This window comes from Alteromonas naphthalenivorans (genome assembly GCF_000213655.1).
Classification (GTDB): domain Bacteria; phylum Pseudomonadota; class Gammaproteobacteria; order Enterobacterales; family Alteromonadaceae; genus Alteromonas; species Alteromonas naphthalenivorans.
On record NC_015554.1, the window covers coordinates 862,280 to 888,486 of the forward strand.

Here is a 26,207-nt window from a genome sequence, read left to right on the forward strand (position 1 = left end):
ACTCAATTAGACAGGGCTATTATAAAGCCTTTTTTATCCGCTGTCAGATACGCTTTTGGTCTTACTCTTAAAAAGAATGAAAATTTCAAGTATCTGAAAAATATGAATATTTGTTTTCTATTGCTGATAATTACATTGATTTGTTAATTTGGATATGGAGCAAATTCAGATAAATTCCCTGAATAATAAAAAAAGGCACCCTAAGGTGCCTTTGAACAAAGTTGGGATACTTTGTGTTTAAACGTCGAACTGGTTCATGGTGTTATCATCACCAGAAGCTTTAAGTGCACCTTCACCAGAGAAGTACTCTTTGTGGGTATCACCTAAATCTGAACCTGCCATAGCTTGGTGTTTAACACATGCTAGGCCTTGGCGAATTTCTTGGCGCTGAACACCGCGAACATAAGCCAGCATACCTTCTTCACCAAAGTACCCTTTGGCCAAGTTGTCAGTAGACAACGCCGTAGTATGGTAAGTGGGTAGTGTAATAAGGTGATGGAAAATACCCGCTTCGCGAGCAGCGTCTGCTTGGAAACTCTTAATTTTTTCATCAGCAGTGGTCGCTAATTCAGTCGCATCGTACTCTTCGCTCATTAACTTAGCGCGGTCGTATGCAGAAACATCTTTGCCTTCTTCAGTCCAAGTATCAAATACTTGCTGGCGGAAGTTCAGTGTCCAGTTGAAAGATGGAGAGTTGTTATAAACTAACTTCGCGTTTGGTACTTCTTTACGAATGGCGTTAACCATTTCAGCAATCTGACCAACGTGAGGTTTTTCAGTTTCAATCCACAACAAGTCTGCGCCGTGTTTAAGTGATGTTATACAATCTAGTACTACGCGGTCGAAACCAGAATTGTCCTTAAAGCGGAATAAGCCATTTGGTAAGCGCTCAGGCTTCACTAGTTGTCCACCTTGCTTCAATACAAGGTCGCCTTCAGATAAATCGTCAGCACCGTTAACAGGTGTTGTTTTTAAGAATGCATTGTACTGAGCAGCCAGGTCGCTTTCAGAGGTTGATACAGGGATTTTCTGCGTTAGGCCGGCACCTAGTGAATCGGTACGAGCAACAATAACGCCGTCATCTACGCCAAGCTCTAAGAATGCATAACGAACCGCATTAATTTTAGCTAGGAAATCTTCATGTGGAACCGTTACCTTTCCATCTTGGTGACCACATTGCTTTGCATCAGAAACTTGGTTTTCAATCTGGATACAACATGCACCGGCTTCAATCATTTGCTTAGCTAATAAGTAGGTCGCTTCTTCGTTACCGAAACCAGCGTCGATATCTGCAATGATAGGTACTACGTGGGTTTCGTAGTTATCAATTTGACTTTGAATAGCTGCAGTGTCGCCGCCTTTAGCTTTCGCGTCGTCTAGCTGATGGAACAAATCGCCTAATTCACGAGCGTCCGCTTGGCGCAAGAAAGTGTATAGTTCTTCAATGAGTGAAGAAACGGTTGTCTTTTCATGCATTGATTGGTCTGGAAGTGGCCCGAATTCAGAGCGAAGCGCGGCTACCATCCAGCCTGAAAGGTATAAGTAGCTTTTATCGGTAGTACCTTGGTGTTTCTTCACTGCCAACATTTTTTGCTGACCGACAAATCCGTGCCAGCAACCTAAAGACTGAGTGTATTGCGCTGTGTCAGCATCATAATCTGCCATGTCTTTTCGCATGATTGCAGCAGTGTAGCGCGCAATGTCTAAACCAGTCTTGAACCGGTTTTGGATTTTCATTCTAGCAGCGTACTCAGGGCTAATGCCTTCCCAAGCACCTTTTTGTGCTGCTTTTAACGTGGCGAAGTTATCAATATCTTGTTGATACTGCGACATGAGCGTTTCTCCCTACTATAATTAGTTTCAATGTTGTTTTGAGATTTCGCATTGGTGCGTTCTCTTAAGCTTCCATTTCATCCTAGTGTGGCAGTCGTAATAATAAAAGCGTATATTTTTGATTGCCATCATTCATGATGTGAATAAATAAGGGGGGGATTAAACTGGTAGTAGTTTCCATCAATATTCGTAAGAAAGTGATTTGTAGGCTAGCTTTTACCTAAGAGAGTAAAAATTAGGCGGGTTATTAGCATAATTGCTAATGGGTTTCTGATTGCATGACGTGTAAATTCTTTTGACACTTCGCTGCAATTCAGTAATTGGCAGTAGGTTTTCCGAGTAATTGATTTTGAGAATTAAAGTGAGTAACGATGAGTAACGGCGTCCTTTCCTCAGTTGATCAGCGCACTAAGCTAGTGGGTGAAAACAGGCTTGAATTGCTGATGTTTCAGTTGGGTTCTCGTCATATCTTTGCCATGAATGTCTTCAAAATTAAAGAAGTTATCAACATTCCTAAATTCAATAGCATGCCTGGTTCTCACCAGAACCTTAAAGGCGTAATGAATTATCGAGGCAGCGCTATTCCTATCATTGATATACGCCAAGCGATTAAAATGCGAGGCGGCTCAATAGGTAGCGATGCGCATAACGTTATCATTACGGAATATAACCGAAGCGTCCAAGGGTTCATTATTGGTAAAGTAATGAATATCGTGAACACATCGTGGGATACCATTCAACCGCCACCTAGTGGAATGGGGAAGACAAATTACCTTACTGCCATTACGCAAGTTGATGTGCAAGGTAAAAGCGAAATTGTTGAAATTATCGATGTGGAAAAAGTACTTGCCGAAATCATAGACTACGACATCTCTATATCTGAGGAAGTACTTGATGCAGATATCGTTAATCACTTCAAAGATAAAAAAGTATTAATTGTCGATGATTCAAGCACTGCAAGAAAACAAGTCAGAGACACGCTAGAGCAATTAGGAATAACCATCATTGAGAGAAAAAATGGGGCTGAGGCATTAGCGTTACTCAAGGAGTGGGCGGATGCTGGAAAGCGAGCCAGCGATGAGATATTGATGATGTTTACCGATGCTGAAATGCCGGAAATGGACGGTTATATGCTGACTTCAGAAGTACGAAATGACCCTAGAATGCACGATCTCTTCATTACATTAAACACGTCTCTAAGTGGTAGTTTCAATGATGCTATGGTCGAAAAAGTGGGATGCGACCGTTTTATTTCCAAATTCCAACCCGACATGCTTGTAGAGGTTGCTCAACAGCGACTTCGACAGTACCTCTCAGAAAGTTAGCAATTTTCCTTGTCACTAACCCTTCTGACGATGCTATTTACCCTTAATGCTTTGAGAAATGGGTAGGTCTGCCTTACACTAACGCCTTCAATAATAAGCATGTTCAACATTCTCGCCGTCATCTGGTGAATATTTTGTGCAATGTGTGAAATGACACAATTCTTAAATGCGACCCATTTAGGATGAGGGTCGTCCGCGCCCACGTTTTTTTGATATGGCGCTTTTTCAGTTCTCAGGGAAGTTTCATGATTTATAGTAAACGCAAACTATTAACCACCTTTACGCTATGCGGCTCGCTTTTAGCACTGTCTGGGTGTGGCTCTACCTCAAATGAAAGTGCGCAAAAGACTGTTGCGCAAAACTCAGCACCTAACAATATTATCATGGTAGTAGCTGATGGAATGGGGCCTGCTTTCTCTACGGCGTACCGTAATTATGTTGATGATAAAAACACCCCTGAAGTTGATGCGGTCGTATTCGATGATATTTTGATGGGGAATGCATCTACTTATCCAGCACCCGTTTCTGGTTATGTAACTGATTCAGCTGCCGCAGCTACTGCACTGGCGTCTGGTGTGAAATCTTATAACGGTGCTATTGGTGTTGATGTAGATAAGCAGCCTGTTAAATCTGTCATGCATTACGCGAAATTGAAAGGCATGCGAACAGGCCTAGCGGTCACCTCACAAATTGTTCACGCTACGCCAGCGGCTTATATTGCTCACAACGAAAGTCGCCAGAACTACAATGCTATCGCCGACGATTTTTTCGATGTTCGCGTAAATGGTGAGCTTGTCGCCGATGTGATGTTAGGTGGTGGTACTGATTTTTTTGAGCGGGAAGATCGTAATATCATTGGTGAATTTATTGATGCCGGTTATGAATATACCGACACTTACAACCGTTTAGCGACAGTGCCTAAAGGCAGCAACGTACTGGGTTTATTTGCACCTGTAGCCTTACCTGCCATGCTAGACGACAGCCGTGATAATCGCCTTAAATACCTAACAGAACATGCTATTAAGCACTTAGAAAACGACAACGGGTATTTCTTACTGGTTGAAGCCAGCCAAGTAGACTGGGCGGGGCATGCCAATGATATCGCGTCGGCGATGGCTGAAATGCAAGACCTTGCCTACACCATAGAATTCTTAAAGACCTACGTGCAAGCGCACCCAGATACCTTGGTTATTCTAACGGCCGATCACAGCACTGGCGGTTTAACCATAGGTGCTCGAGGTGACTATAGCTGGAGCCCAGAGTATTTACATAACCTGAAAGCGTCACTGGGTACCATAGCGAAGAATATGGTTGAACACGATAATCCTGGTGACTATGTTGCAACGACTTTTGGTTTTGATGTTACCGATGAAGAAATCGCCACGCTCGATAGTATTGCACAGCAAGATGTTAAAGCGCGCTTTAATGCCCTGAAGGTATTTTTAGACAACAAAACCAACACAGGCTGGACAACATCGGGCCATACCGGTGTAGACGTAGAAGTATTCGCATTTGGCGCTGGCCATGACGATTTTATGGGCCAAATTGATAATACGGATATCGCTAAGAAGATTTTTAACTTCATTGATAACCGCAATACCACTGCTCAAGGTATTTCAACAAACGTTGAATTGATAAAAGCAACGGATAAAAAAGACGGCACAAACGCAAGCTGCGACTTTAAAGAAAATTGGCGTTGTAACTAAACGTATAGGAATACTGCGCTAATGCTGGAATTGTTAGAAGCCATTTTTGATGAAGTAAAACCTATGCTAGGGGAGGGTAAAGTCGCAGACTATATTCCTGCGCTTGCCAGTGTCGATCCTCATCAATTTGGCATCGCTATCTGTGATATTGAAGGGCACATTACGTCAATTGGTGATGCTGATGTGCCTTTTTCTATTCAAAGTATATCTAAAGTCTTCAACTTAGTGCTTGCCATGAATCACTATGGCGAGGGCATGTGGGAACGGGTAGGTTGCGAACCGTCGGGTCTGCCATTTAACTCGCTAGTACAGTTGGAATACGAAGACGGTATACCACGGAACCCGTTTATTAATGCGGGGGCATTAGTGGTGAGTGACATGACACAGTCTCGTTTCGCCTCGCCTCATATTGGTATGCGAGACTTTGTTAGGCGCTTGTCCTGCAACGATAATATTTTCGCCAATAAAGTGGTTGCTGACTCTGAATTTGAGCATCGTGCTAGAAATGCTGCAATGGCGTATTTAATGAAAGCCTATAACAACTTTGAAAATGAAGTTGAGGATGTATTGCATAGCTATTTTAACAACTGTGCCTTGGAAATGAGTTGTGTTGATTTAGCGCGAGCCACGAACTTCTTAGCAAATAGAGGTTATTCTAAATGTGCCGACGAACAGGTACTAAGCCCAGACCAAAATCGTCAAGTGAATGCGTTGTTAGCCACTAGTGGTATGTACGACGAAGCGGGTAGCTTTGCTTTTAAGGTTGGTTTACCGGGAAAAAGCGGTGTTGGCGGTGGAGTCATTGCCGTGGTACCGGGTCGCTTTTCTATATGTGTTTTTTCTCCCGCGCTAAACGCAGTGGGGAACTCTCATTTAGGGGTAGCTGCGCTTACGTCATTGAGCAAGCGCATTAATTGGTCGGTCTACTGATTAATAAAATCATCTAACTCTTCGCCAGTTATCTTCTTAATCTGGCTGAATAAATACCATAGTGCGGTAATAAGCAATATCATGCTGGGTATGACAATGACGGGGTAGCTTAAGGCTGTCATTCGGCCTAGTTCTTCGGTATAAGCCGTAGTGCCAGGCTCGCTTACCAAAATCACCTTGGCTAAAATGTAGTTTAAGGCTGAAGATAAAAAGAACGAGCTTGCCACAATATAAGAACTGACTGCGACTTTGCGTTTAAACAAAGCTTGCTTGTTCTGTGCATCGAGCACGCTATTTAAGTGTGGCCAATTTATAATTTGGTCGTTTAATATCAGCATTTTTACCAGTGGCTTTTCAGTATATTGGGTTATCAATACTGCCAAACCAATAGCCGCAGGAATAGCTGCCTCTTTAATGGCGATATACTCGGCAGGCAGTTTTAACAAACTAAAACCACCCGTTAGCAATACGCTGATAATACCTAAAACAGAAAATCCGTTCACTTTGCCTGATGCTTTCAAATCCCATAATCCATAACCTATGGGGAAAGCGAGTGCGGCGACAATACTCCATTCGGGGCCTAAATAATCTTCAGAGCTTGCATAGCTCATTAGCACCACGGGTATAATAATATTGAAAGCAAGGTTGCCGAAAAAGCCCTGATTCTTTTGCTGCGATTGTACTTCTGCCATAACGCCTTTATCTTTCTCTTATTTGCCGCACTGTTTAATTGAGCACAATTATACGGCATCCATTCATCGTGCCCAGTGCCAAGCGGCAAATAACCCACCTAAAAAGCCAAATAGATGATATTCAAATGAAATAAATCTAGAGGTTGGCAATATACCTACCAGCATTCCGCCGTAAAGGACAGCAACAACGATAGAAATAAGCAGGTATTTCACTTTCTTACTCTTAAAGCCAGCTAATACTACGAAGCCGAAGTAGCCGTAAACCATACCACTTGCGCCAATATGCATAGCACTACGACCAAAAATCCACACCCCCAGTCCGCCAATAATCAACGCACTTGCGGTGGCGATGAGAAAGGTGCGCTTTCCCCACTGCATAGTAAGCCACATAAACAGCAATAAGGGGATAAAGTTAGCCATTAAGTGGGACGGCGTACCGTGTAAAAATGGGGCTGTGAAGATATAGGGCAAATGAGACAAGGAGCGTGGATATACGCCAAACTGATTCAAGCTATTTCCCGTTACCAGGTTCACTATCTCAATGACGATAAGAAATGCGCCCAAGGTAAGTAACACGCGAAGTTGAAAAGACAATGGCTTCATAAACAGTTTTATATTCCTTCGTTATAACACTTGCCTAGTATGGAAGTATTGTTGGGCGGCTATGCTTATTAAACAACAGCGTTTTGGTGTTCAACTACAAGATGATGTGGGGTAAATATCGAGACAAGTCTTGCGTAATCGCATTGCTGTCTTCACGCACCGAAATGCCTGCTGGCATGTCATCTACCAACCAGCTACCAATGAGTGTATGGTTTCCATCAAACACAGGAAGGGGGTGAAAAGCTTGTACAATAAACCCTTCTTCTCCATACGGACCAGGGCTTAATTCCGATTCCTTTCCATTTTCAATTAATGAAATATTCGCGCCTTCTCTTGAAAATAATGGCTTTTTGACCCACTTGCCGCCGTGCATGGCATTATGAGGGGTTTTATGATGGATATTATGAGGAATATCGTCGGCGAAATAGGCAGGGAGTAAATTAGGGTGGCCTTTAAATTTCTGCCATAACAAAGGCAGTAGTGCTTTGTTTGAAATAATAGACTTCCACGCAGGTTCTAACCAATTTACCTTTGCATCAGCGAGTGAGTCACCAAACTCTTCGCGCAGGATAAACTCCCAAGGATATAACTTGAAACAATCGGTAATGGGGGCATCAGCCAGGTCGGTAAATACCCCTGTATCTGCCAAACCAATGTCTTCAATAAAAACGAAGTCGCTTTGAATACCAGCTTCTTTTGCGCAGTCTTGAAGGTATTGCACCGTCCCTCGGTCTTCTTCGGTATCTTTGCAGCAAGAGAAGTGCATTTGATTTAATTGATAATGCTGGGCTATTTCACCGAAGCGAAACACCAGCTTTTCCTGCAAGCTATTAAACTGATCAGCATTTCGCGCCAGTACACCCGCATTCACTTGTTGTTCTAACCATAGCCATTGCCAAAAACCTGATTCGTACAAGCTGGTGGGCGTATCTGCATTGTTTTCAAGCAGTTTTGCGGGGCCTTTGCCGGAATAAACTAAATCTAAGCGGGAATACAAACTAGGGTCGCGGTTGCGCCAACTGTCTTTAACTAATCCCCAGTGGGCTTCGGGAATAGAAAAGCGGGTGAGTAACTGCTCACTATTAACCACATCATCTACCACAGCTAAGCACATTTGATGAAGCTCAGCGGTGGGGTCTTCAATGTCTTTTTCAATCTGAGCAAGCGTAAATTGATAATAGGCGCGCTCATCCCAATAGGGTTCGCCATACATGGTATGAAAATGAAACCCAAATTCGCCGGCCAATTGCTGCCAACCTTTGCGAGGCTGGCATGGCATTCTAAACATGGCTTATCCGCCCCAACTGCCCTTGCGTGAGCTACTTCCCCACGATGATTTTGCCCTTACACTGCTACCAAAACCGCCGCGCTTCATTGTGCGATTTACCGTAGGTTTGGGTTTCAGTGTATCTGAGCCCACTTTGTAATTGCGCTTGCGAATATCACCGCTAAACACATTTCCATCAGCCGTAACCCAACGAGAGCGATATGAAGAGTAGGGTGAATATGAGGTATAGAGAGGCTGTGAGTAATAGCGATTTGGCGATAACAACTGACTTACCATGAAGCCTGCCATAAAGGGCATAAATACACTGCCTGAATTGGTATTCACCGTGCGGCATTGGTTGGCACCAAATTCGTACTCACAATCGTATTCGCTATTAAAGCGAGGGCTAGTACGCATGGCTTCTTCTGTCGCGGTTTTATAAGCTGCATCACAGCGCTCTACTGCATCAGGGAAATCTCGCTTGCAGTCTTCCAGTGAAGTGTAAATTTGTGCGTCTTGTTTCTCTTCACCACAAGCACTTAGGAAAACGCTGGCAATACCAATAGCGAGAGGCTTTAACGCGTAGCTTTTGCGCATACGAGAAAGGTTAATACCTGAGCTACGTTTTCGGCTGGTGGCAGAACCACTTGACTGATTATCTGTCATAGCATCTTGTGCTGCGTGTGATTTATTAGAGTTTGTCATGGGTCCCCCTTAATAGGTCATGCATGCCGCATTTAATAAACCCACTGCAATAGACATACTGGCTAGCATCACGCCTGCAGAAACTTCATTTTCGTTAATACGCTGAGCAATTTTAGGCATAAAGGTAAAACGTAATAACGCAAAGGCTAACGATTGCGCAATAATAGCGACAACAGCCCAAATAATGAAATCGACAATAGCGACTGAGTGTGTCGCTGCGCTAGCAAGTGCAATAGCAAAACCAACAATCGCGCCGCCAAAACCAATTGCAGCTGCTACGTTTTTCTCTTCTTTAACTAGTTTCCACTCATCATGTGGGGTCACTAGGGCATACACCAGTTTGAAGACGAATAAGAAAACAATTGAGAGGCCGAAATACACCGTAAAGTTATCTAATCCTGCCAATGAGTCCATAATAGTGTTCATAGAACGTCCTTACCTTTATATGTCGATTAACCGTTTATCGTAATGTCTGCGGGTTCTACGTCAAACCCCGTGGAAATAACTAGGCAGCGGTCGAAATTGCTACCCACTATCTTTTCTTCGCCCGCCACCAGTAATGACTCCACTCTATCATTTTCTATCTCTCGTTCGTAGAGCATCATAAACTGATCGGTAGTGCTGATATCTTCATCTTCTTCGTAGGTGGTTTCTGTCACTGCTACGGGCGGTGATTCTGCCCCTACGGCCTCCCAGACTCGCTTAAATACTTTGCCATCAAGAGTATAAGTAGGTTGGCTAATCAGGGTATTTACGCACGATTTCCATTGCTGTTCACTGCCAATGGTTTCAGTACTGTAAAAATGCCAAAGTTTAACGTCGGTAATATGATTCTCTGTAAGCCCGCCATCAAGTACTACTTGTAAAAAACCATCATCGTCTGTGTAAAAGCGCAGCAAAGTACCGCCAGTATCAAGTGGTGCTTCACCCACGGCTTGAATCAGTTGTGAACGTGCAGCGCCTTCTATGGTAAGCGATGGCTCAAGTAACGACAGCTTTAAATTATCTAGTTCGAATGAACCACCTAAATACAAGCCCATCACTTCAGGCGCTTTAGGTTTTTCTGGCGCTTTTTTCTTAAATAATTTACTAAACACAATACACTCCTGTGTTATTCGGCGTCTAACGATGGCCAATTGATGGCATTAATGCGCCTGTCGGCAATGTAAAATAAGGTATCGCCTGGAGCCAGAGTTGAGTCTAACGGTGGATTCACCACCATGTCTTTCACTTGTCCGTGTGGAGCATAACCAATAAATATGGCATCGTGTCGACGCTTTAAGTTCATAAATAGTTTGGCAACGGAAATAGAAGGGCTGTCGTTAGGTATCTTCACAGAGAACTGCGCTTGCCCTTCGCCAATGCTTAATAAGTCGTGGTGCAGCATACTGGAACCGGGATCGAATGCCGCTTTAGCCAGCATTTCAACGGCGACACTAGGCGTACATTCCACTTTTGGGCAGTGTTCTTGTAGCAAGCCCACTAGGCTATCATCATTGAAATAAGCAACTTGATGAGCTTGCGGATTTCGTTTCGAACAATAAAGCGCAGTGGTCATAGTGACATCATCTTGTGGATTATCGATGAGAATTGTTTGAGCCGCGTCAATACAGGCCCGGTCCATATCGTCGTCTTTGTTAAACGAGTCTACTTTAACGAATTCGATAATACCTGGCATGGGGTTGGTGATATCTGCTTTTACACACAGAACAATGTCGGGCCGTTCGGTCATGGCTTCGCGTTCTTGCAATAACAAATTTAACAACAACATAGTGCGTTGCTCGTTCCAACCAATCACCAAAATATGTTTACTAACATTTAGGCTTGTCATGCCCATTACCCCTTTTTTCCATTGTTCAGATACCCAGGCTGCAATTCGGCCAATTACCATGGCAAAAATACTTAGTCCTAAGGGAATAACGTAAAATGCTACGATGAGCTTGCCGGCGGAGGTCGTGGGTGATAAATCGCCATAACCCACCGTCGATGCGGTAACAGCTAACCAGTAGATAAAATCGGCTTGTGCAATTAATGCATTTTCGTTGGCGGCATAGAGTAGCCAATAACTACTCACACCATAGAAGGCGGTAGCGCCTAGAATCGTGTACCAACGAGATTCGGCGAAATACTGCAGCATGATTTTGCGCAGCTGTATCCATTGCGACATAGCGAGAAACAACCTTTGTTTGTCTTTCTTTAACTGTGCCTTTAAGCGGGGAATATGTCTATAAAAGACGAAACGGGAGCTTAAGCTCCCGTTAAATATTACTTTATTTGCCTAAAATACGAGCAAGCTCATCATCGGCGGAGGTTTTTCCCCCTTTTATACCGGCTTCAGAAAGGCGCTTTTCTAAATCGCTGCTCGACTCTTCAGTGGCAAGTTCTTCTGCCGCTTGAAGTTCAGCGTTGCGCATCTTCTGCTTATCTTGAATACGTGAAAGCGATTCCGTTGCAGTTTTCATCTTGCTGTTCGCGCCCATGTGGCGAGACGAAACAGCAACTTGAGCCTTTTGTACACTTTCAGTGGCTTTCACCATATCCACTTGCTGCTCTAAACGGCGTAAGTTTGCTTTTGCTTGCTGGATATTCTGTGCCAATTGCTTTTCTGATTGTTGGAACTGATCAAGATACGCTTGTTCTTGCGCTTGCTCTTCTTTCAACTCAGATACCTTTTGGGCACAATCAAGGGCTAACTGACGATCGTTATCAATAGCTTTGCGTGCATGCGCTTCGTATTCTTCAATGGAAGAATTAAAGCTAGCGACTTTTTGCTGAGACAACTTACATTTCGCTAAAATCTGCGTTCTAGCATGATCAGATTTACGTAATTCTTCTTTAGCTTCTCTAATTTCCTGCTCCAGAATACGGATAGCCTGGCTATCTACTACCGACTGTGCCGCTTCGTTGGCACCACCCTTTACTGCAGTAACTAATTTTTTCCAAACTGACATTCGCTTCTCCTTCGAAGTAAATATTAACTAAGGTGTGTTTCGTAGGCATCTAAAAATGATGCAACGTTCTGAAACAGTGTTTCTACTTCAATCACAATACTTTCTGATTTCGATTGGGCACTAAGCGCACCAAAGGCAACGTAGTATTCCTCATCGCCAACAGTTGAAATACCAACCGTAGTTAACGGGAACAACATATGGGTAGATAAAATTTCGTGATCTAAAGCCGCTTTGTCTTTAACTTCTGATGAAGCAAACAATAAGGTTTCCACTAAAATTTGCTCGCCGCTAATAGCCAGCCACGCGTCTATACCGTCTTGATTCGCAATGAGTAAACAGTTTTCCTCACGCGTCACCACAAAGTCATCGTGCTCTTTAAACAAAGATTCGATGCTTTCTAGATCCCAACTCATACAGTTCTCCTTTTCGATTGAAGCGATAATGTCGAGTGCCACTGTAACCACAATTTACGCACTCGCCAATATTCTTGACTTGCAGTGTAGACGTATTATGCCATAATCGTCAATAACGAATATGCTTTTAATGTGTAAAAAAGTGTGTTTTTGTAAAATATACGTCACAAGTGGGGTGTTTAATTGAGTGCTAAAAATGCATGGCGACAAACCGTAGCGCGACTCGTTAAGTCTGAAATGTCTGTGCGTGGAGTGAAATATCAAGCGCTCAGTCAGCGTTTAGCCGACATTGGTGTAGAACAAAGTGCTGATAATTTAAGAAATAAGGTGAATAAAGGCATTATGGGCGCAGATTTGTTAGTACAAATATTATACGTCCTTAAAGCGCGAGCAGTAGATGCGGCGTTAATAGAAGAAATCTTAACTGATCTTGACGATACAAACAGGTAAAATGCTTCATTACAAAAAGGATATTAAGTGAAAAGCTCGCTTAAGAAGTCGATACCAATCGACAAGCGAAAAAAAACCCGACTAATGTCGGGTCTAAGATAAGGAATGTTAAGGGAGAACATCATCACTATCTGGGATGAATCTTAACCGTTTAAGGTTCTTTCTTCTATCTTTGTTTGATATACGACCGTATTGGGTCCCATAAGTAGGTATGGTAAATTATACATAGCTACTTTAGGCTAATAAAAATAACAGGTTGGATGATTGAGTGAAGTTGTATTTCGGTTGAATTAACCGATGTGTATAAAACTTAAATTTACTTAATATTCAACTTTTGTCTTAATTCTTTAGTTCAATTTTAGCGTTTTAAATAGTAAATATGAAATTATCAGATTATCGCTTCACACTACCAGAAAACCTGATTGCCAAGTACCCAACAGAAAATAGAACGGCAAGCCGGTTACTTCAGTTGAATGGTAAGTCGGGCGCAGTTACGCATTCCATGTTCAATGACATGCTGTCTTTAGTAGACGAGGGCGACCTTCTGGTTTTTAATAACACCCGCGTTATACCTGCGCGGCTGTTAGGCAAGAAAGAAACCGGTGGCCACGTTGAAGTGCTTATTGAACGTATTTTAACCGAGCACACCGCACTTGCGCATGTTCGAGCCAGTAAAGCACCAAAGCCTGGTACCCGTTTGTTGCTAGAAGAACATGTAAATATCACGGTTGAAGGGCGTGATGATGCTTTGTTCTTGCTTCGCTTCGACCATGAAGAAACGGCGCTTTCATTATTAGAGCAATATGGTCATATGCCATTGCCACCCTATATTGACCGCCCAGATGAATCTACCGACAAAGAACGCTATCAAACGGTTTACAATGAAACGCCAGGCGCAGTTGCAGCGCCCACGGCGGGCTTACACTTTGATGACAATATGCTGGCGGCGTTAAAAGCAAAAGGCGTGAACTTGGCTTTTGTTACTTTGCACGTTGGTGCAGGTACTTTCCAACCTGTAAGGGTGGAAAATATCGAAGAGCATAAAATGCATGCTGAGTATGCCGAGGTATCTCAAGAAGTGGTAGATGCCGTATTGGCAACCAAAGCAAAAGGTAAGCGGGTGATTGCGGTAGGCACTACATCGGTACGTTCGTTAGAATCTGCGGCAAAAGCCAGTGCAGAGCAATCAATCGAAAATAATACAGGTGAAAACCCTGTGATTGCGCCGTTTTACTCAGATACTGAAATTTTTATTTATCCGGGCTTTACCTTCAAAGTAGTCGACGCCATGTTCACTAATTTTCATTTGCCCGAATCGACACTAATGATGCTGATAAGTGCTTTTGCTGGTAGAGAAAATGTGATGAATGCTTATCAAGAAGCCATCGAGAACGAGTACAGGTTCTTCAGTTATGGCGACAGCATGTTTATCGAAAAAGCCTAATTGAAAGATAAAGCTTCAGCGATATTTTAGGGAATAGGGCAGAGGATGACCGCCCTATTTCTTTATCTCAACGATAAACATGCGTATTGGGCATGATCTCCGAAGAATAACTGGTATAATCGCCCACAATTTCGTTTGACCCAGCGCCAGAGCGCGCACCTGATTGGGAACGCTTTACATGCAATTTGAGTTGTTGAAAACCGATGGTAAAGCCAGACGCGGACGTCTGGTTTTTGATCGTGGTGTGGTAGAAACCCCAGCATTTATGCCTGTGGGAACCTACGGCACAGTGAAAGGGATGACCCCTGAAGAATTAGAAGACAGTGGTGCACATATTTGCCTTGGCAATACATTCCACTTGATGCTGCGCCCTGGCACAGGCGTTATACGCCAGCATGGCGACCTGCATGATTTTATGCATTGGGATAAGCCTATCCTTACCGATTCAGGTGGCTTCCAAGTATTCAGTCTAGGTGATTTGCGTAAAATCACTGAAGAAGGGGTAACCTTCCGCTCGCCAATTAACGGTGAGAAGATTTTACTTACGCCAGAAAAATCAATGGAAGTGCAGCGCGATCTGGGTTCCGACATCGTGATGATTTTCGATGAGTGCACGCCTTTTCCTGCCACTGAGCAAGAAGCGCGCGTTTCTATGGAAATGTCATTACGCTGGGCGAAGCGAAGCAAGGAATCTCATGGCGACAGTCCTGCTGCTTTGTTTGGTATCATCCAAGGTGGCATGTATGAAGGTCTGCGTGATGTATCGCTAGCTGGGCTAGAAGCTATTGGCTTCGATGGTTATGCTATTGGTGGCTTATCGGTTGGTGAGCCTAAAGAAGATATGATCCGCATTATCGACCATACTGCGCCGCAAATTCCAGAAGACAAACCACGCTACCTAATGGGTGTAGGTAAACCAGAAGATATTGTAGAAGCGGTGCGCCGTGGTATCGATATGTTCGATTGTGTTATGCCAACCCGTAATGCAAGAAACGGTCATTTGTTTGTTACCGATGGCGTAGTGAAAATTCGTAATGCGGTCCACCGCAACGATACCTCGCCCCTTGATGAAAATTGTGACTGTTACACTTGTAAAAACTATTCTCGCTCTTATCTACATCATTTAGATAAGTGTAATGAGATTTTGGGTGCGCGTTTAAACACCATCCATAACCTTCGTTACTACCAACGTGTTATGCAAGGCCTTCGCGATGCTATTGAAGCAGATTCGTTGGACGAATTCGTACACACTTTCTATGAACAAAAAAATATGCCGGTTCCGGCACTATAACAACGAAAATATTTGGGGAATTTTATGAGCCTATTTATCTCAAGCGCACATGCGCAAGCTTCTGGCGGCGCTGCACAAGGCGGTGGCATGGAAATGATCATCATGTTGGCCGTATTCGGTTTAATTTTTTACTTCCTACTTTATCGCCCTCAAGCGAAGCGTGTAAAAGAGCATAAAAACTTAGTTACTTCATTAGGTAAAGGCGATGAAGTGCTAACGCAAGGTGGTATTGTTGGTCGTATTACGAAAGTGTCTGACGACAAAGATTTTATCGAAATTTCTCTTAACGACACGAACAACATCGTTGTGCAGAAGTCGTCTGTAACAGCTGTGTTGCCAAAAGGCACTATGAAGTCGCTGTAATTGACAAACGCCGGGGCCGGGACCTTCCCGGTACTGGCACGAAAGGAACTATCCAGTGCTAAATAAAAATTCAATCTGGAAAGTGCTAAGTACGCTTATCGTCATTGGACTATGCGCACTTTATGCACTTCCCAATATCTACGGTGAAGATCACGCAGTGCAGATTTCTGCAGGCCGTGACGCTGTCGTAACCGAGTCAATGATAGGCCAAGTTGAGTCTACGTTGGCGGCAAAAGGTATTACTCCCAAGCGCATCGAATTCGAAGATGAGCAAATTCTCGTTCGTATCTCAGATTCAGACACTCAATTAGTTGCCCGTGAAGCATTAGAAGATGCATTAGGTGACGATTACTTTGTGGCAATGAACCTTGCACCTGATACGCCGGAATGGCTTGAAGGGTTAGGTGGCACGCCAATGAAACTTGGTTTGGACTTACGCGGCGGCGTTCATTTCTTAATGGAAGTGGATATGACCGAAGTCATCACTAAGTCATTAGAAGATGCTGAAAGTGGATTTCGTACCTCTTTGCGCGAAGAAGGCATTCGCTATCGTGGTGTTACACAGAAAGAAGACTACGTAGAAATTACGTTCCGTGATGAAGAAACGCTTGATAAAGCAGAGTTTTTCTTACGTAACCAAAATCGCGACCTTACGCTAAACCAAACTGACGACCTAGTACTTCGAGCGGTTTTCTCTGAAGCTAAACTTCAAGAGATTCGCGAGAACGCGGTTAAGCAAAACATTACCATTATTCGTAACCGTGTTAACCAATTAGGTGTTGCTGAGCCTTTGGTTCAAAAACAAGGTGCTGACCGTATTGTTGTGCAACTTCCTGGTATTCAAGATACGGCCCGTGCTAAAGAAATTCTAAATGCTACCGCAACCTTAGAATTTAGAATGGTTGATCAGAAAAACGACGTGCGTGACGCTATTAGCGGTCGTGTACCAGCGGGTTCTCAAGTTATTGAAGACCAGCAAGGTATTCCGCAGTTGCTTGAAAAACGCATTATGCTTACCGGAAGTCATATCATTGATGCCAATAGTGGTGTAGATGAATACGGTTTGCCTAACGTTAATATTTCTCTTGATTCAGAGGGCGGCAATAAAATGTCTCGCTCGACCCGTGGCAACATTGGCAAACCAATGGCGACGGTATTTATTGAATACAAGTCGAACGGCGAGCGTAATAAAGACGACAAGCTAATCTTCGAAAAGCACGAACAGGTTATTTCTGTAGCCACTATTCGTGCACAGTTAGGCAGTAAGTTTCAAATTACGGGTCTAGATTCACCAAAAGAAGCGCGTGATTTAGCCTTGTTACTCCGTGCCGGAGCATTGATTGCGCCTATCCAAATTGTTGAAGAGCGCACAGTAGGGCCAAGTTTAGGTAAAGAGAACATTGAGCTTGGTACACAAGCTATTGTGTATGGTTTGTTGGCGGTACTTGTGTTTATGCTCATTTACTACAAAGCCTTTGGTATTGTGGCAAACATTGCACTTATCACCAACTTGGTGATGATTGTGGGTATTATGTCTATGATCCCTGGTGCGACGCTAACCTTACCGGGTATGGCGGGTATCGTACTTACCGTAGGTATGGCAGTAGATGCCAACGTGCTGATATTCGAGCGTATTCGCGAAGAGATACGTGATGGAAGAAGCCCTCAACAGGCCATTCATCATGGCTATGACAGCGCGTTCTCTACCATTTTAGATGCTAACATCACAACGTTCATTGCGGGTCTTATTCTGTTCGCTGTAGGAACCGGTCCAATTAAAGGCTTCTCTATTACGCTAATGATTGGTATTGCTACCTCTATGTTTACTGCCATTTTACTAACACGCGTTATTGTTAACGCTGTGTGGGGCGGTCGACGTAATGTACAGAAATTAGCGATATAGGAGCAGGACATGCAATTATTAAAGTTATCTGAAACCATTAATTTCATGCGTCTGCGTGTGCCAGCGATGGTGCTATCTACCATTCTTATTTTAGGCTCGTTTGTCTCTTTGGGCGTTAACAGTCTTAACTGGGGATTAGATTTCACTGGCGGAACGCTAATTGAAGTGGGTTATGAAGATTCGGCAAACCTAGAATCGATTCGTGCGTTACTTAACAACGCGGAATTCGAAGACGCTATTGTACAAAACTTTGGCAGCAGTCAAGAGGTGCTAATTCGTATTGCACCTCGTGACGGTGTTAAAGCGGCCACCATTGGTGAGCAAGTATTAGCAGCGTTACGTGCCGACGGCACTACGGTTGATATGCGTCGTATTGAATTCGTAGGACCAAATGTGGGTGAAGAGCTTACTGAGCAGGGTGGTTTGGCCATGCTAGTGGCGCTCATCTGTATATTGGTTTACGTTGCCATGCGTTTTGAATGGCGTTTCGCGCTAGGTTCGGTATCGGCCCTTGCTCATGATGTTATTCTAACCTTGGGGTTATTTTCGATACTTCAAATTGAATTTGATCTAACGGTACTCGCAGCGGTATTAGCGGTAATTGGTTACTCGCTTAACGATACCATTGTTGTCTCTGATCGTATTCGTGAAAACTTCCGCAAAATTCGTAAAGGCGAGCCTATTGATATTATCAATATCTCGCTTACGCAAACCTTGAACCGTACCATTATCACGTCATTAACCACGGTATTGGTATTGGTAGCACTGTTTTACAAAGGCGGCGCACTTATTCACGGATTCGCTACTGCATTGTTGTTTGGTGTTGTTGTTGGTACGTATTCTTCCGTTTATATTGCAAGCTCAGTTGCACTAGCACTGGGTATTAGTAAAGAAGATTTGATGCCACCTCAGGTAGAAAAAGAAGGCGCTGATTTAGACCCAATGCCCTAACTTTTGACGCTAGGTTTACAAGTTACAAAAAGCTAGTCAGCAATTGACTAGCTTTTTTTTGTCATCACCCTTGTCACCTTACATACAAGTTAGGTTAGCTTCCCTCTATATCTTTTCAACTTAAAAATTATCATTAAGTATTACATCCATATATACACCCTTAGATTATAATTTAAGCGTCCTAACCTGTTGTGGAAAGACTTCTATGATTTATCAATAACAGGGTTTGGGTTAGTACGTACTCTTTTCTTAGTCTATAAACGCTAATCAGAAAAATGCATATAGTCTCTTCTGGGTGATTAATGGATGAAAGTTTTAACCGGACTATTGCTTGCTTTGCTTACCCCCCTTTGGGCGGTCTCGCAGACGATAGATAGTAACCATCTAGCGTTAGATGCGTTAATGGATTTAGATGTCCAACTTTCTACTGTTACCCGTCGCTTACGTGATGCAGAGGAAAATGCTGCTTCCATTTATGTTCTCCCTGGCGATGAAATAAAACGTTCAGGTGTGACTTCTATTCCCCAAGCACTGTCACTTGTACCTGGAGTACAGGTGCGGAAAATCGATAACAACAACTGGGCTATTACGTTACGAGGGGTTGCTGGGCGTTTTTCTAGCCGAATGCTAGTGCTCGTGAACGGACAGAGCATATACGATGCCGTTGATGGTGGAGTCAACTGGGAAGCACTTAATATTCCGTTATATGATATTGAACGAATTGAAGTGGTTAGAAGCAATGGAGGATTATCGTGGGGAAATAATGCCACCAACGGCGTGGTCAATATTATTACAAAACACAGTGAAGATACCCGTGGCTTGTTGAGCAACCTAGAGGTGGGAAGCGAACTGACAAATGCCTCAATTCGCTTTGGCAAAGATCTCGATTCTTTGGGGTCGTTTAGGGTTCACGCTTTTAGCAAAAACCTACGTGAATCAAACAATGCCTATTTCACTATTTCTCCCAACGATAGCAATCATACTCAAGGGGTCGGTACACGCTTCGATCTCAATTTAAGTGATACTGTGTTCATGCTAGTACAGGGGGAATATCAAAATATAGACATTAGAAATGTCGTGTTAACACCTGATTTAGTAACAAATATTACCCAATTTAACGAAGATATAGAAACAAGAGACTTATTTAATTTTGCGGTTCGTCTTGACCATATTATCGATACCAATACCAGCCAAGTTTTCCAGGTAACCTATAACAACGAAGAGTACGATTCGTTTTATTTTGAAGACAAACAAGACGATGTCAGTATCGATTATTTAATTAGTTCGCAAATCAACACGGTTCAGTTCGACTTTGGATTAAATTATCGACATATCGATTTGAAGCTGACAAGCAATGACTATCTCACCTCACTGAATGATCTTGATAGCTTGCAGTATTACAGTGCTTTTCTACAGGCTCAGTATGAACACCTTCCTAGCCAAATTAGCGTTAGCGTAGGAACTAAAGTTGAACGAAATAGTGCCATAGGATGGGAGCATCAACCCTCAGTTAAGGTGATCTGGGAAGTGAGTGAGATGTCTAAGCTCTGGGCTTCAATATCAAAAGGCAGTCGCTTTCCATCGTTCACTGAAATGGATCTATCCTTCCGGGCTGCCGGTATCCCATTCGGCAATATCATATTGGCGCAAATCATCCAAGGAAATAGAGATATACAAGCTGAACAGTCAGTTTCAAAGGAGGTAGGTTACCGCTACAACGCGAGGCAACTTAATATCGATTTATCGTTGTTTAAAACTGATGCTGATAATGTCCTTACCACAGACGTTGCGATAATTCCGCCTGCGTCATTTATTCAGACATTTGTCTCTGACGGTAGCCTTGATACCTATGGGGGAGAGGTATTTGTAGATTGGCAAGTCGCTTCTTGGCTCAATACAGAACTGACTTATAGTTTTGCGAAAATCGACTACGATCTCTCAGAAAATTTACAATCACCGACGGGCGAAAATTCAAAAGTCGAACAGTGGCTGTTTAAAACAAGTTTGCAGCTTAATGATGTTCACTCACTATTTACTACTACTCGCTGGGAGAAGGGAGAAGCGTACAGTACTGATGACTACTATGCGTTAGACGTGTCATGGCAATGGCAATTATCGGAGAACCTTCAGTTCAGTGCGACCGGAAATAATTTGTTTATTAGCGATAGGGTTGAGTATACAAATACACGGCAACTTTTTGTTGTTCCTTCGTTTATTGAACCTTCTTTTGTAATCAACTTCAGCTACTTTTTTGAGTAAATATCTATGAAGAATTACATCAAAATAGTACTAATCATCTCTTTAAGCGCTCTGTCACTGAGTGAGTCTCATGCTCGCTCTAGCAACAGAGAAAATGCAATAAAAGCGGGGTTTATCTACAACTTTGCGCTTTACAGTACTGGTGAGTGGTTCGATCCCAATACCAGTGATTTCTATAGGATATGCAGCAACGATTCTGATTTTGTAAAGGCAGCGCAAATTACACTTGCGAGTCAGAGGGTAAAAGGAAAGCCTGTAGTGGCTACTTACATTGATCATGCCGAGGCGGGTTGTCACTCACTGTTTATCGTAGAAAGAAACGAACATCAGCCAGTTTCTCTTGATAGTGTTGAGTTCGTCAGTACTATGATTATTTCAGAGTCAAAGAATATTGCTCAGTGGTCGGGGCATATAAACTTATTCAAAACGGGCGGAAAAATACGTTTTGAAATAGCGCCACAAAGGCTTAATAGGTCAAATATCGTCTTAAGTTCGAAGGTAATGAGATTGGGGCGAGTTGTTGACACGCCGCGAGAGCCATGGTGAGCATATTCCTGAAAAAGCGTTCACTATTATTTAGATTGACGGCTATGTTCATGGCTGTGGCTTCGTTTTCTACACTTATTACGTTGTTAGTCATGTCTGTGTATCAAATCAATATCTTAAGCAGTGCTGAGATTAGGCGGGTAAACTCACTGGCACAAATACTGGCGCCAAATGTAACTGCATCACTCATTTTTAATGACAAAGAAACTATCCATGAACTTATAGAGCCACTAGCCCATCAAGACAGTGTGGTCATGGTGAGTGTGATTGATGAGCAGGGTGATGAGTTTACGTCAATTGATATCGCTGAGAATGCAGCACGATTAGATAAGCAAGCCCTCACTAAAACTGAGGCTTCGTTAGAAGCATATGACTCATATTATGGTTCACTTATTATTTATACGGATGATAGCTCAATAAGAAAACACGTGTCATTTTACCTAATATTTCTAGGCGCTATCTTTATCGCCATAATCATTCTTGGCTTTTTTCTCTCACTCTTTGCCAGCAAGCGTTTTATCTATCCTATTTTGCGCTTGGCAGCAGTGGTGAATAAGGTGACTCACAGCCATGATTACTCAATAAGAGCGACATTCAGTTCTTTTGATGAAATAGGGGATTTAACGAAGGGATTTAACTCAATGTTAGAAACTATCTCCCTTCGGGATAACTTACTAGAGAGCACGGTACAACAACGAACCGGTGAGTTGAAAAAGGCCAATATTGAATTACGTGATCAAGCTTATAAAGATAGTTTATCGGGTTTGCCAAATCGGCGTTATATTTATGAATTAATCAACGAGGTAAGTAAAAATTCAGAGACTCATACCTTTAGTTTGTTATTTCTCGACTTGGATGGTTTTAAGGAAGTAAACGATACCTTAGGCCATGATTATGGTGATTTGTTAATTGTTGATGCAGCAAAGCGTATACAGGCCATTATTAACAAAGGGGATACCCTTGCGCGACTAGGGGGTGATGAATTCACTATATTCCTAGAGAATGTGGTAGAACCCTGCGTTATTGAAAGTATTGCTAATCGAATTAGATATGAGTTTAACAAACCCTTCCTGATCCGAGATGAAAGTGTTCATATTACCGCTAGCATTGGCGCGAGTTCGTATCCAGAGTGTGGTAAGTCTGCAGAAGAGATAATGAAAAAAGCTGACTTAGCAATGTACGATGCAAAGTCGTCAGGAAGGAATTGCTATCGTTTCTTTCATGCTTCAATGTTAGAAAAACTAGAAGCCAAAAAACTGGTGATAAGCGATTTACGCCAGGCGTTAAAAAATGACGAACTAGAACTTTTCTATCAACCGATTTATAACATTGAAACACGAAAAATTGATAAGGCTGAGGCCTTAATCCGTTGGCATCATCCTGCGAAGGGCGTTATTTCACCTCAGGACTTTATTCCTATTGCGGAAGAAAATGGCTTAATTGTCGAGCTGGGAAATTGGGTTCTTCAAAATGCTATTGCCAATGTCCGCGTGTTCAGACAGAATTTATGCCCTGAATTTTGCGTAAATATTAATGTTTCCGCCGCGCAATTAAAGCCAGAAGACAACTGGTTATCTGAATTGATCCTCAGTCTCGATACCGCTAATTTAGGCGCAAATGCAATAGCGATAGAAATCACCGAGACGGCATTGATGACTGACAGGAAGAAAGTGGTTGAAGACCTACGCTTACTGAAAGAGAAAGGCGTTGAGATCGCTATTGATGACTTTGGAGTGGGTTACTCTTCGCTATCTTATTTGCAACAGTTAAAAATTGATATTATCAAGATTGACAAAAGTTTCGTCCAACAGCTAGGTATCGATTCAGCGGGTACCACACTATGCAAGACTATCGCTCAGATGGCAAAAAACCTAAATATTAAAGTGGTTGCTGAAGGGATTGAGGACGAGATTCAACTTGAGATGTTAACAGAGTTTGGTTGTCATTTTGGTCAAGGGTATTTTATTGCTAAACCAGCGCAGGCAAAAAAATTCGAAACGTTTTTCCATTCGTTTAAACCCGCCCATATAACACCGAGAAATGCGCTTAGAGAGGACGCGCTATTATAATACACCTATCGTTAAGTGTATTTTCTCTTACAATGATTCCCGTTTAGCTAGGGGTTAATCGCGACTTCAAACTTTCTTTGTATCGCCGTGATATAGCTACCTCTGTTCCATCCAGTAAAATGGCGGTCCCGTCTCCACTCTCTTCAAATGCAATATTGTTTATGAATGTGTATTGAATAGCAAAGGAACGGTGAACGCGAATAAAGCCTTTTTCACTTGCGCTTTCACAAAAGTGCTTCATGGTACATCGCAATGGAAACGTCGATTTTGAGGTGTGAAGGTTGATATAATTGCCCGATGCTTCTACCCAATAGACGTCACTAAGTTTTACTAAAAATTCTCTGTTTAGCTTTTTTACCAACAAATTGTCGGGCATGCCCGAGGTGGAGGGATTCCCTCTAGCGCCATTAACTTCCACACGCTCATCATGCTCCCGAATAACGGAAGCCTCTCCTATAAGTCTTCTATAACTGAACATTATGATGTAATAAAAGGTGATAAGGGTGATATAACCCCATAAATCCTTACGGTACTCATAGAAAAATTCGTTGGCTATAGGTCCAAAATTGTATTCCTTGTCCGATAGTAAATAGCACAGCTCTCTAAAGGCCACCATCAAAGTGACATGTGCAATTGAAAAAAGGCTCGCAAACGCAAAATGCCAAAGTAGCCATGTCCTTGCCCTAAATGAATGAGTATCAAGTTTACGAATGAAATAAATAAGGGGGACGACTAATAATGCAGTGGCCAATGCGCTGCTATATTCCCACAGATAAGGCTCCCACAAAGCCGTACTGTTATTTGAATCCCTCGATAGCTCTGTCCAATCTGATGCAGCATTAATCGAGTTATTCAAAAATAAATATATCACTAGCAGTAAAAACGCTGCCCATTTGTGATATCGCTCTGTATTGCGAAAAAACTGACTGAGTTTTTCGTCACTGCTACCCACCGCTTACCCCCAATTACTCATTCCTTCGTCACTCTATGCTAGTGCAAGTAAGAAAATGTACGTTATATCAAACCCTATTACTACATTATTGAATAGGACAGACAGAAATGACACAAGCAATAAATCGCAGCGAATCAACCCGATTTTATGCACTCGATGCATTAAGAGTTATTGCGTTTGGTGTGTTAATTCTTTATCACATTGGTATGTACTACGTGTTGGAATGGGGATGGCATATCAAAAGTGAACAGCCTCAAGCGTGGCTGCAAGACGTGATGATTTTAACTAATCAGTGGCGAATGTCGCTGTTATTTCTAATTTCTTCGATGGTACTGACGGTATTGTTGACGCGCGTAGAGCCTAAACCGCTTTTATTCTTAAAACGGGCAGGGGAGTTGATAACTCAGCGAACTCAACGATTAATGATTCCGTTATTATTTGGCATGTTTGTGATAGTTGCCCCACAAGTTTATATTGAATGGACGGTTAATGGGGTGATAGACACCACTTTTACGCAGTTCTATTTAGAATACATTAACCCTAATACTCAGTGGCTTGCCGAGCGTCATTCTGACATTGGCTTACTCACGTGGAATCACCTTTGGTTTTTACCTTACTTGTGGGTGTATTCGTTACTGTTAATTTTGCTGTTTCCGATAATGGCTCAGTTAGCAAAACTCCAGATTGGAATAATAAGCTTTTCTTTTGCATCCTCTACAGCAATGGTCGCAATATGGCTAATGCTGCGAAATACATACCCCACTACACACGATTTGCTAAATGACTGGTACAGCCATGCTAAATACTTCCTTGTTATGGTGGTAGGTGCCGTTATCATTTTGCAGCCCAAGCTATGGGAAGCACTAGAGCGTACTCGTTATGTAAGCGCGGTGGTGGCGTTGTGCATGTATTCACTTATTATCGCAGATAGGCATGACATGTTTGGGCCTGTTGGCGACTGGATGACTGAGTATTGGTGGTTCAGAGTGATGGTCGGTTATATTGTAGTGCTGAATCATTGGGCTTGGTTGGCGGCGATACTGGGCTTTGGTAAGCGTTACTTAAATAAACCCATGGGCTGGGTAAAATACCTTAATGGCGGTGTGCTTCCCTACTACATGATGCACCAAACACTGATTGTAGTGGCCGCGTATAGCCTGCATTCAATAGGCTTTCCAGTAGGCATTCAGTTTGTGCTCATTTTACTATTTACGTTAGTTGGTTGTGCGCTAACTTATGAACTTGCCAAAAGAAACATGGTTACACGACTACTATTTGGCTTGAAGGGAAAGTCGCAAGAAACTAACCGAGATACTGATACAACCATTACGCCATCTTCTGCATCGGTTTATTCAAAGACCGCGATTAAAGCGCCTACTAAAGCCAGCTACTAAAGCGGTTACAAATTTAGCAATAAGACCAGCTACTAAGCGAGCAGCAAAGCCAGTCTGAAAGTTAGCAAAAATAGCCAGCTTATAAACAGGCACAAAAAAGCGGTGTATGAACACCGCTTTTTCACTTTATATAAGACACTAAGTCAATGAGCTGCCTTCT

At 42.7% G+C, this 26,207-nt stretch carries 24 protein-coding genes; 13 read left to right on the forward strand and 11 right to left on the reverse strand.

Annotated elements, in window-relative coordinates; genetic code table 11:
* Positions 1-237 precede the first annotated feature (237 nt).
* The gene (locus AMBT_RS03665) at positions 238-1,833 is read right to left on the reverse strand and encodes an isocitrate lyase (RefSeq protein ID WP_013783237.1); all 1,596 of its coding nucleotides are present in this window, start codon (positions 1,831-1,833) and stop codon (positions 238-240) included.
* Between the two features lie 371 nt (positions 1,834-2,204).
* On the opposite strand from AMBT_RS03665, the gene AMBT_RS03670 reads away from it, so the two are divergent.
* From AMBT_RS03670 to glsB, 3 genes are all read left to right on the forward strand, one after another.
* Entirely contained in the window at positions 2,205-3,158 is a 954-nt protein-coding gene (locus tag AMBT_RS03670) for a chemotaxis protein CheV (protein WP_013783238.1), read from the forward strand.
* Between the two features lie 245 nt (positions 3,159-3,403).
* Entirely contained in the window at positions 3,404-4,864 is a 1,461-nt protein-coding gene (locus tag AMBT_RS03680) for an alkaline phosphatase (RefSeq protein WP_013783239.1), read from the forward strand.
* A gap of 21 nt (positions 4,865-4,885) precedes the next feature.
* Positions 4,886-5,794, forward strand: coding sequence for a glutaminase B (glsB, locus tag AMBT_RS03685; RefSeq protein ID WP_013783240.1), 909 nt, complete (start codon positions 4,886-4,888; stop codon positions 5,792-5,794).
* On the opposite strand, the gene AMBT_RS03690 is transcribed toward glsB, so the two are convergent.
* The 9 genes from AMBT_RS03690 to AMBT_RS03730 all read right to left on the reverse strand — a co-directional run bounded on the left by AMBT_RS03690 (position 5,788) and on the right by AMBT_RS03730 (position 12,425).
* Positions 5,788-6,486 carry a VC0807 family protein gene (locus AMBT_RS03690; protein WP_013783241.1) on the reverse strand — a complete coding sequence of 233 codons (699 nt, stop codon included), beginning with the start codon at positions 6,484-6,486 and terminating at the stop codon, positions 5,788-5,790. The two genes, glsB and AMBT_RS03690, sit on opposite strands and share 7 nt — an antisense overlap.
* A 63-nt stretch (positions 6,487-6,549) precedes the next feature.
* On the reverse strand, positions 6,550-7,089 hold the full coding sequence (locus tag AMBT_RS03695; protein ID WP_013783242.1) for a rhomboid family intramembrane serine protease: 540 nt from the start codon (positions 7,087-7,089) through the stop codon (positions 6,550-6,552).
* A 94-nt stretch (positions 7,090-7,183) separates the two neighbouring features.
* A complete protein-coding gene (locus tag AMBT_RS03700) occupies positions 7,184-8,377 on the reverse strand; it encodes a glutathionylspermidine synthase family protein (RefSeq protein WP_013783243.1) in 1,194 nt (397 codons plus the stop codon).
* Positions 8,378-8,380: 3 nt separating this feature from the next.
* Positions 8,381-9,022 carry a DUF1190 family protein gene (locus AMBT_RS03705; protein ID WP_041452750.1) on the reverse strand — a complete coding sequence of 214 codons (642 nt, stop codon included), beginning with the start codon at positions 9,020-9,022 and terminating at the stop codon, positions 8,381-8,383.
* A gap of 48 nt (positions 9,023-9,070) precedes the next feature.
* A complete protein-coding gene (locus AMBT_RS03710; protein WP_013783245.1) occupies positions 9,071-9,487 on the reverse strand; it encodes a DUF350 domain-containing protein in 417 nt (138 codons plus the stop codon).
* 26 nt (positions 9,488-9,513) lie between these two features.
* Positions 9,514-10,158 carry a YjfK family protein gene (locus AMBT_RS03715; protein ID WP_013783246.1) on the reverse strand — a complete coding sequence of 215 codons (645 nt, stop codon included), beginning with the start codon at positions 10,156-10,158 and terminating at the stop codon, positions 9,514-9,516.
* Positions 10,159-10,172: 14 nt separating this feature from the next.
* Entirely contained in the window at positions 10,173-11,228 is a 1,056-nt protein-coding gene (locus AMBT_RS03720) for an ion channel (RefSeq protein ID WP_013783247.1), read from the reverse strand.
* 103 nt (positions 11,229-11,331) lie between these two features.
* A complete protein-coding gene (locus tag AMBT_RS03725) occupies positions 11,332-12,012 on the reverse strand; it encodes a PspA/IM30 family protein (protein WP_013783248.1) in 681 nt (226 codons plus the stop codon).
* A gap of 23 nt (positions 12,013-12,035) precedes the next feature.
* Complete coding sequence (locus AMBT_RS03730) at positions 12,036-12,425, reverse strand: DUF2170 family protein (RefSeq protein ID WP_013783249.1); 390 nt, start codon at positions 12,423-12,425, stop codon at positions 12,036-12,038.
* A 237-nt stretch (positions 12,426-12,662) separates the two neighbouring features.
* Between AMBT_RS03730 and AMBT_RS03735 the strand changes: the two genes are divergently transcribed.
* The 9 genes from AMBT_RS03735 to AMBT_RS03775 all read left to right on the forward strand — a co-directional run bounded on the left by AMBT_RS03735 (position 12,663) and on the right by AMBT_RS03775 (position 23,701).
* Positions 12,663-12,875 (forward strand): DUF6471 domain-containing protein, encoded by a 213-nt coding sequence (locus AMBT_RS03735; protein WP_232043593.1) that lies wholly within the window; start codon positions 12,663-12,665, stop codon positions 12,873-12,875.
* A 379-nt stretch (positions 12,876-13,254) separates the two neighbouring features.
* Complete coding sequence (gene queA, locus AMBT_RS03740; RefSeq protein WP_013783251.1) at positions 13,255-14,319, forward strand: tRNA preQ1(34) S-adenosylmethionine ribosyltransferase-isomerase QueA; 1,065 nt, start codon at positions 13,255-13,257, stop codon at positions 14,317-14,319.
* Positions 14,320-14,497: 178 nt separating this feature from the next.
* Positions 14,498-15,610 (forward strand): tRNA guanosine(34) transglycosylase Tgt, encoded by a 1,113-nt coding sequence (gene tgt, locus AMBT_RS03745; protein ID WP_013783252.1) that lies wholly within the window; start codon positions 14,498-14,500, stop codon positions 15,608-15,610.
* A 24-nt stretch (positions 15,611-15,634) separates the two neighbouring features.
* On the forward strand, positions 15,635-15,973 hold the full coding sequence (yajC, locus tag AMBT_RS03750) for a preprotein translocase subunit YajC (protein ID WP_013783253.1): 339 nt from the start codon (positions 15,635-15,637) through the stop codon (positions 15,971-15,973).
* A 55-nt stretch (positions 15,974-16,028) separates the two neighbouring features.
* The gene (gene secD / locus AMBT_RS03755; protein ID WP_013783254.1) at positions 16,029-17,876 is read left to right on the forward strand and encodes a protein translocase subunit SecD; all 1,848 of its coding nucleotides are present in this window, start codon (positions 16,029-16,031) and stop codon (positions 17,874-17,876) included.
* A 9-nt stretch (positions 17,877-17,885) separates the two neighbouring features.
* Complete coding sequence (gene secF / locus AMBT_RS03760; RefSeq protein WP_013783255.1) at positions 17,886-18,827, forward strand: protein translocase subunit SecF; 942 nt, start codon at positions 17,886-17,888, stop codon at positions 18,825-18,827.
* Positions 18,828-19,133: 306 nt separating this feature from the next.
* Positions 19,134-21,086 carry a TonB-dependent receptor plug domain-containing protein gene (locus AMBT_RS03765; protein WP_013783256.1) on the forward strand — a complete coding sequence of 651 codons (1,953 nt, stop codon included), beginning with the start codon at positions 19,134-19,136 and terminating at the stop codon, positions 21,084-21,086.
* Between the two features lie 6 nt (positions 21,087-21,092).
* Entirely contained in the window at positions 21,093-21,632 is a 540-nt protein-coding gene (locus AMBT_RS03770) for a YfiR family protein (protein ID WP_013783257.1), read from the forward strand.
* A 50-nt stretch (positions 21,633-21,682) separates the two neighbouring features.
* On the forward strand, positions 21,683-23,701 hold the full coding sequence (locus AMBT_RS03775) for a putative bifunctional diguanylate cyclase/phosphodiesterase (RefSeq protein WP_158306762.1): 2,019 nt from the start codon (positions 21,683-21,685) through the stop codon (positions 23,699-23,701).
* Positions 23,702-23,744: 43 nt separating this feature from the next.
* Here AMBT_RS03775 and AMBT_RS03780 read toward each other — a convergent pair whose 3' ends face one another.
* Positions 23,745-24,653 carry a LytR/AlgR family response regulator transcription factor gene (locus AMBT_RS03780; RefSeq protein WP_013783259.1) on the reverse strand — a complete coding sequence of 303 codons (909 nt, stop codon included), beginning with the start codon at positions 24,651-24,653 and terminating at the stop codon, positions 23,745-23,747.
* Between the two features lie 107 nt (positions 24,654-24,760).
* Between AMBT_RS03780 and AMBT_RS03785 the strand changes: the two genes are divergently transcribed.
* Positions 24,761-26,047, forward strand: coding sequence for an acyltransferase family protein (locus tag AMBT_RS03785; protein WP_013783260.1), 1,287 nt, complete (start codon positions 24,761-24,763; stop codon positions 26,045-26,047).
* Positions 26,048-26,207 lie beyond the last annotated feature (160 nt).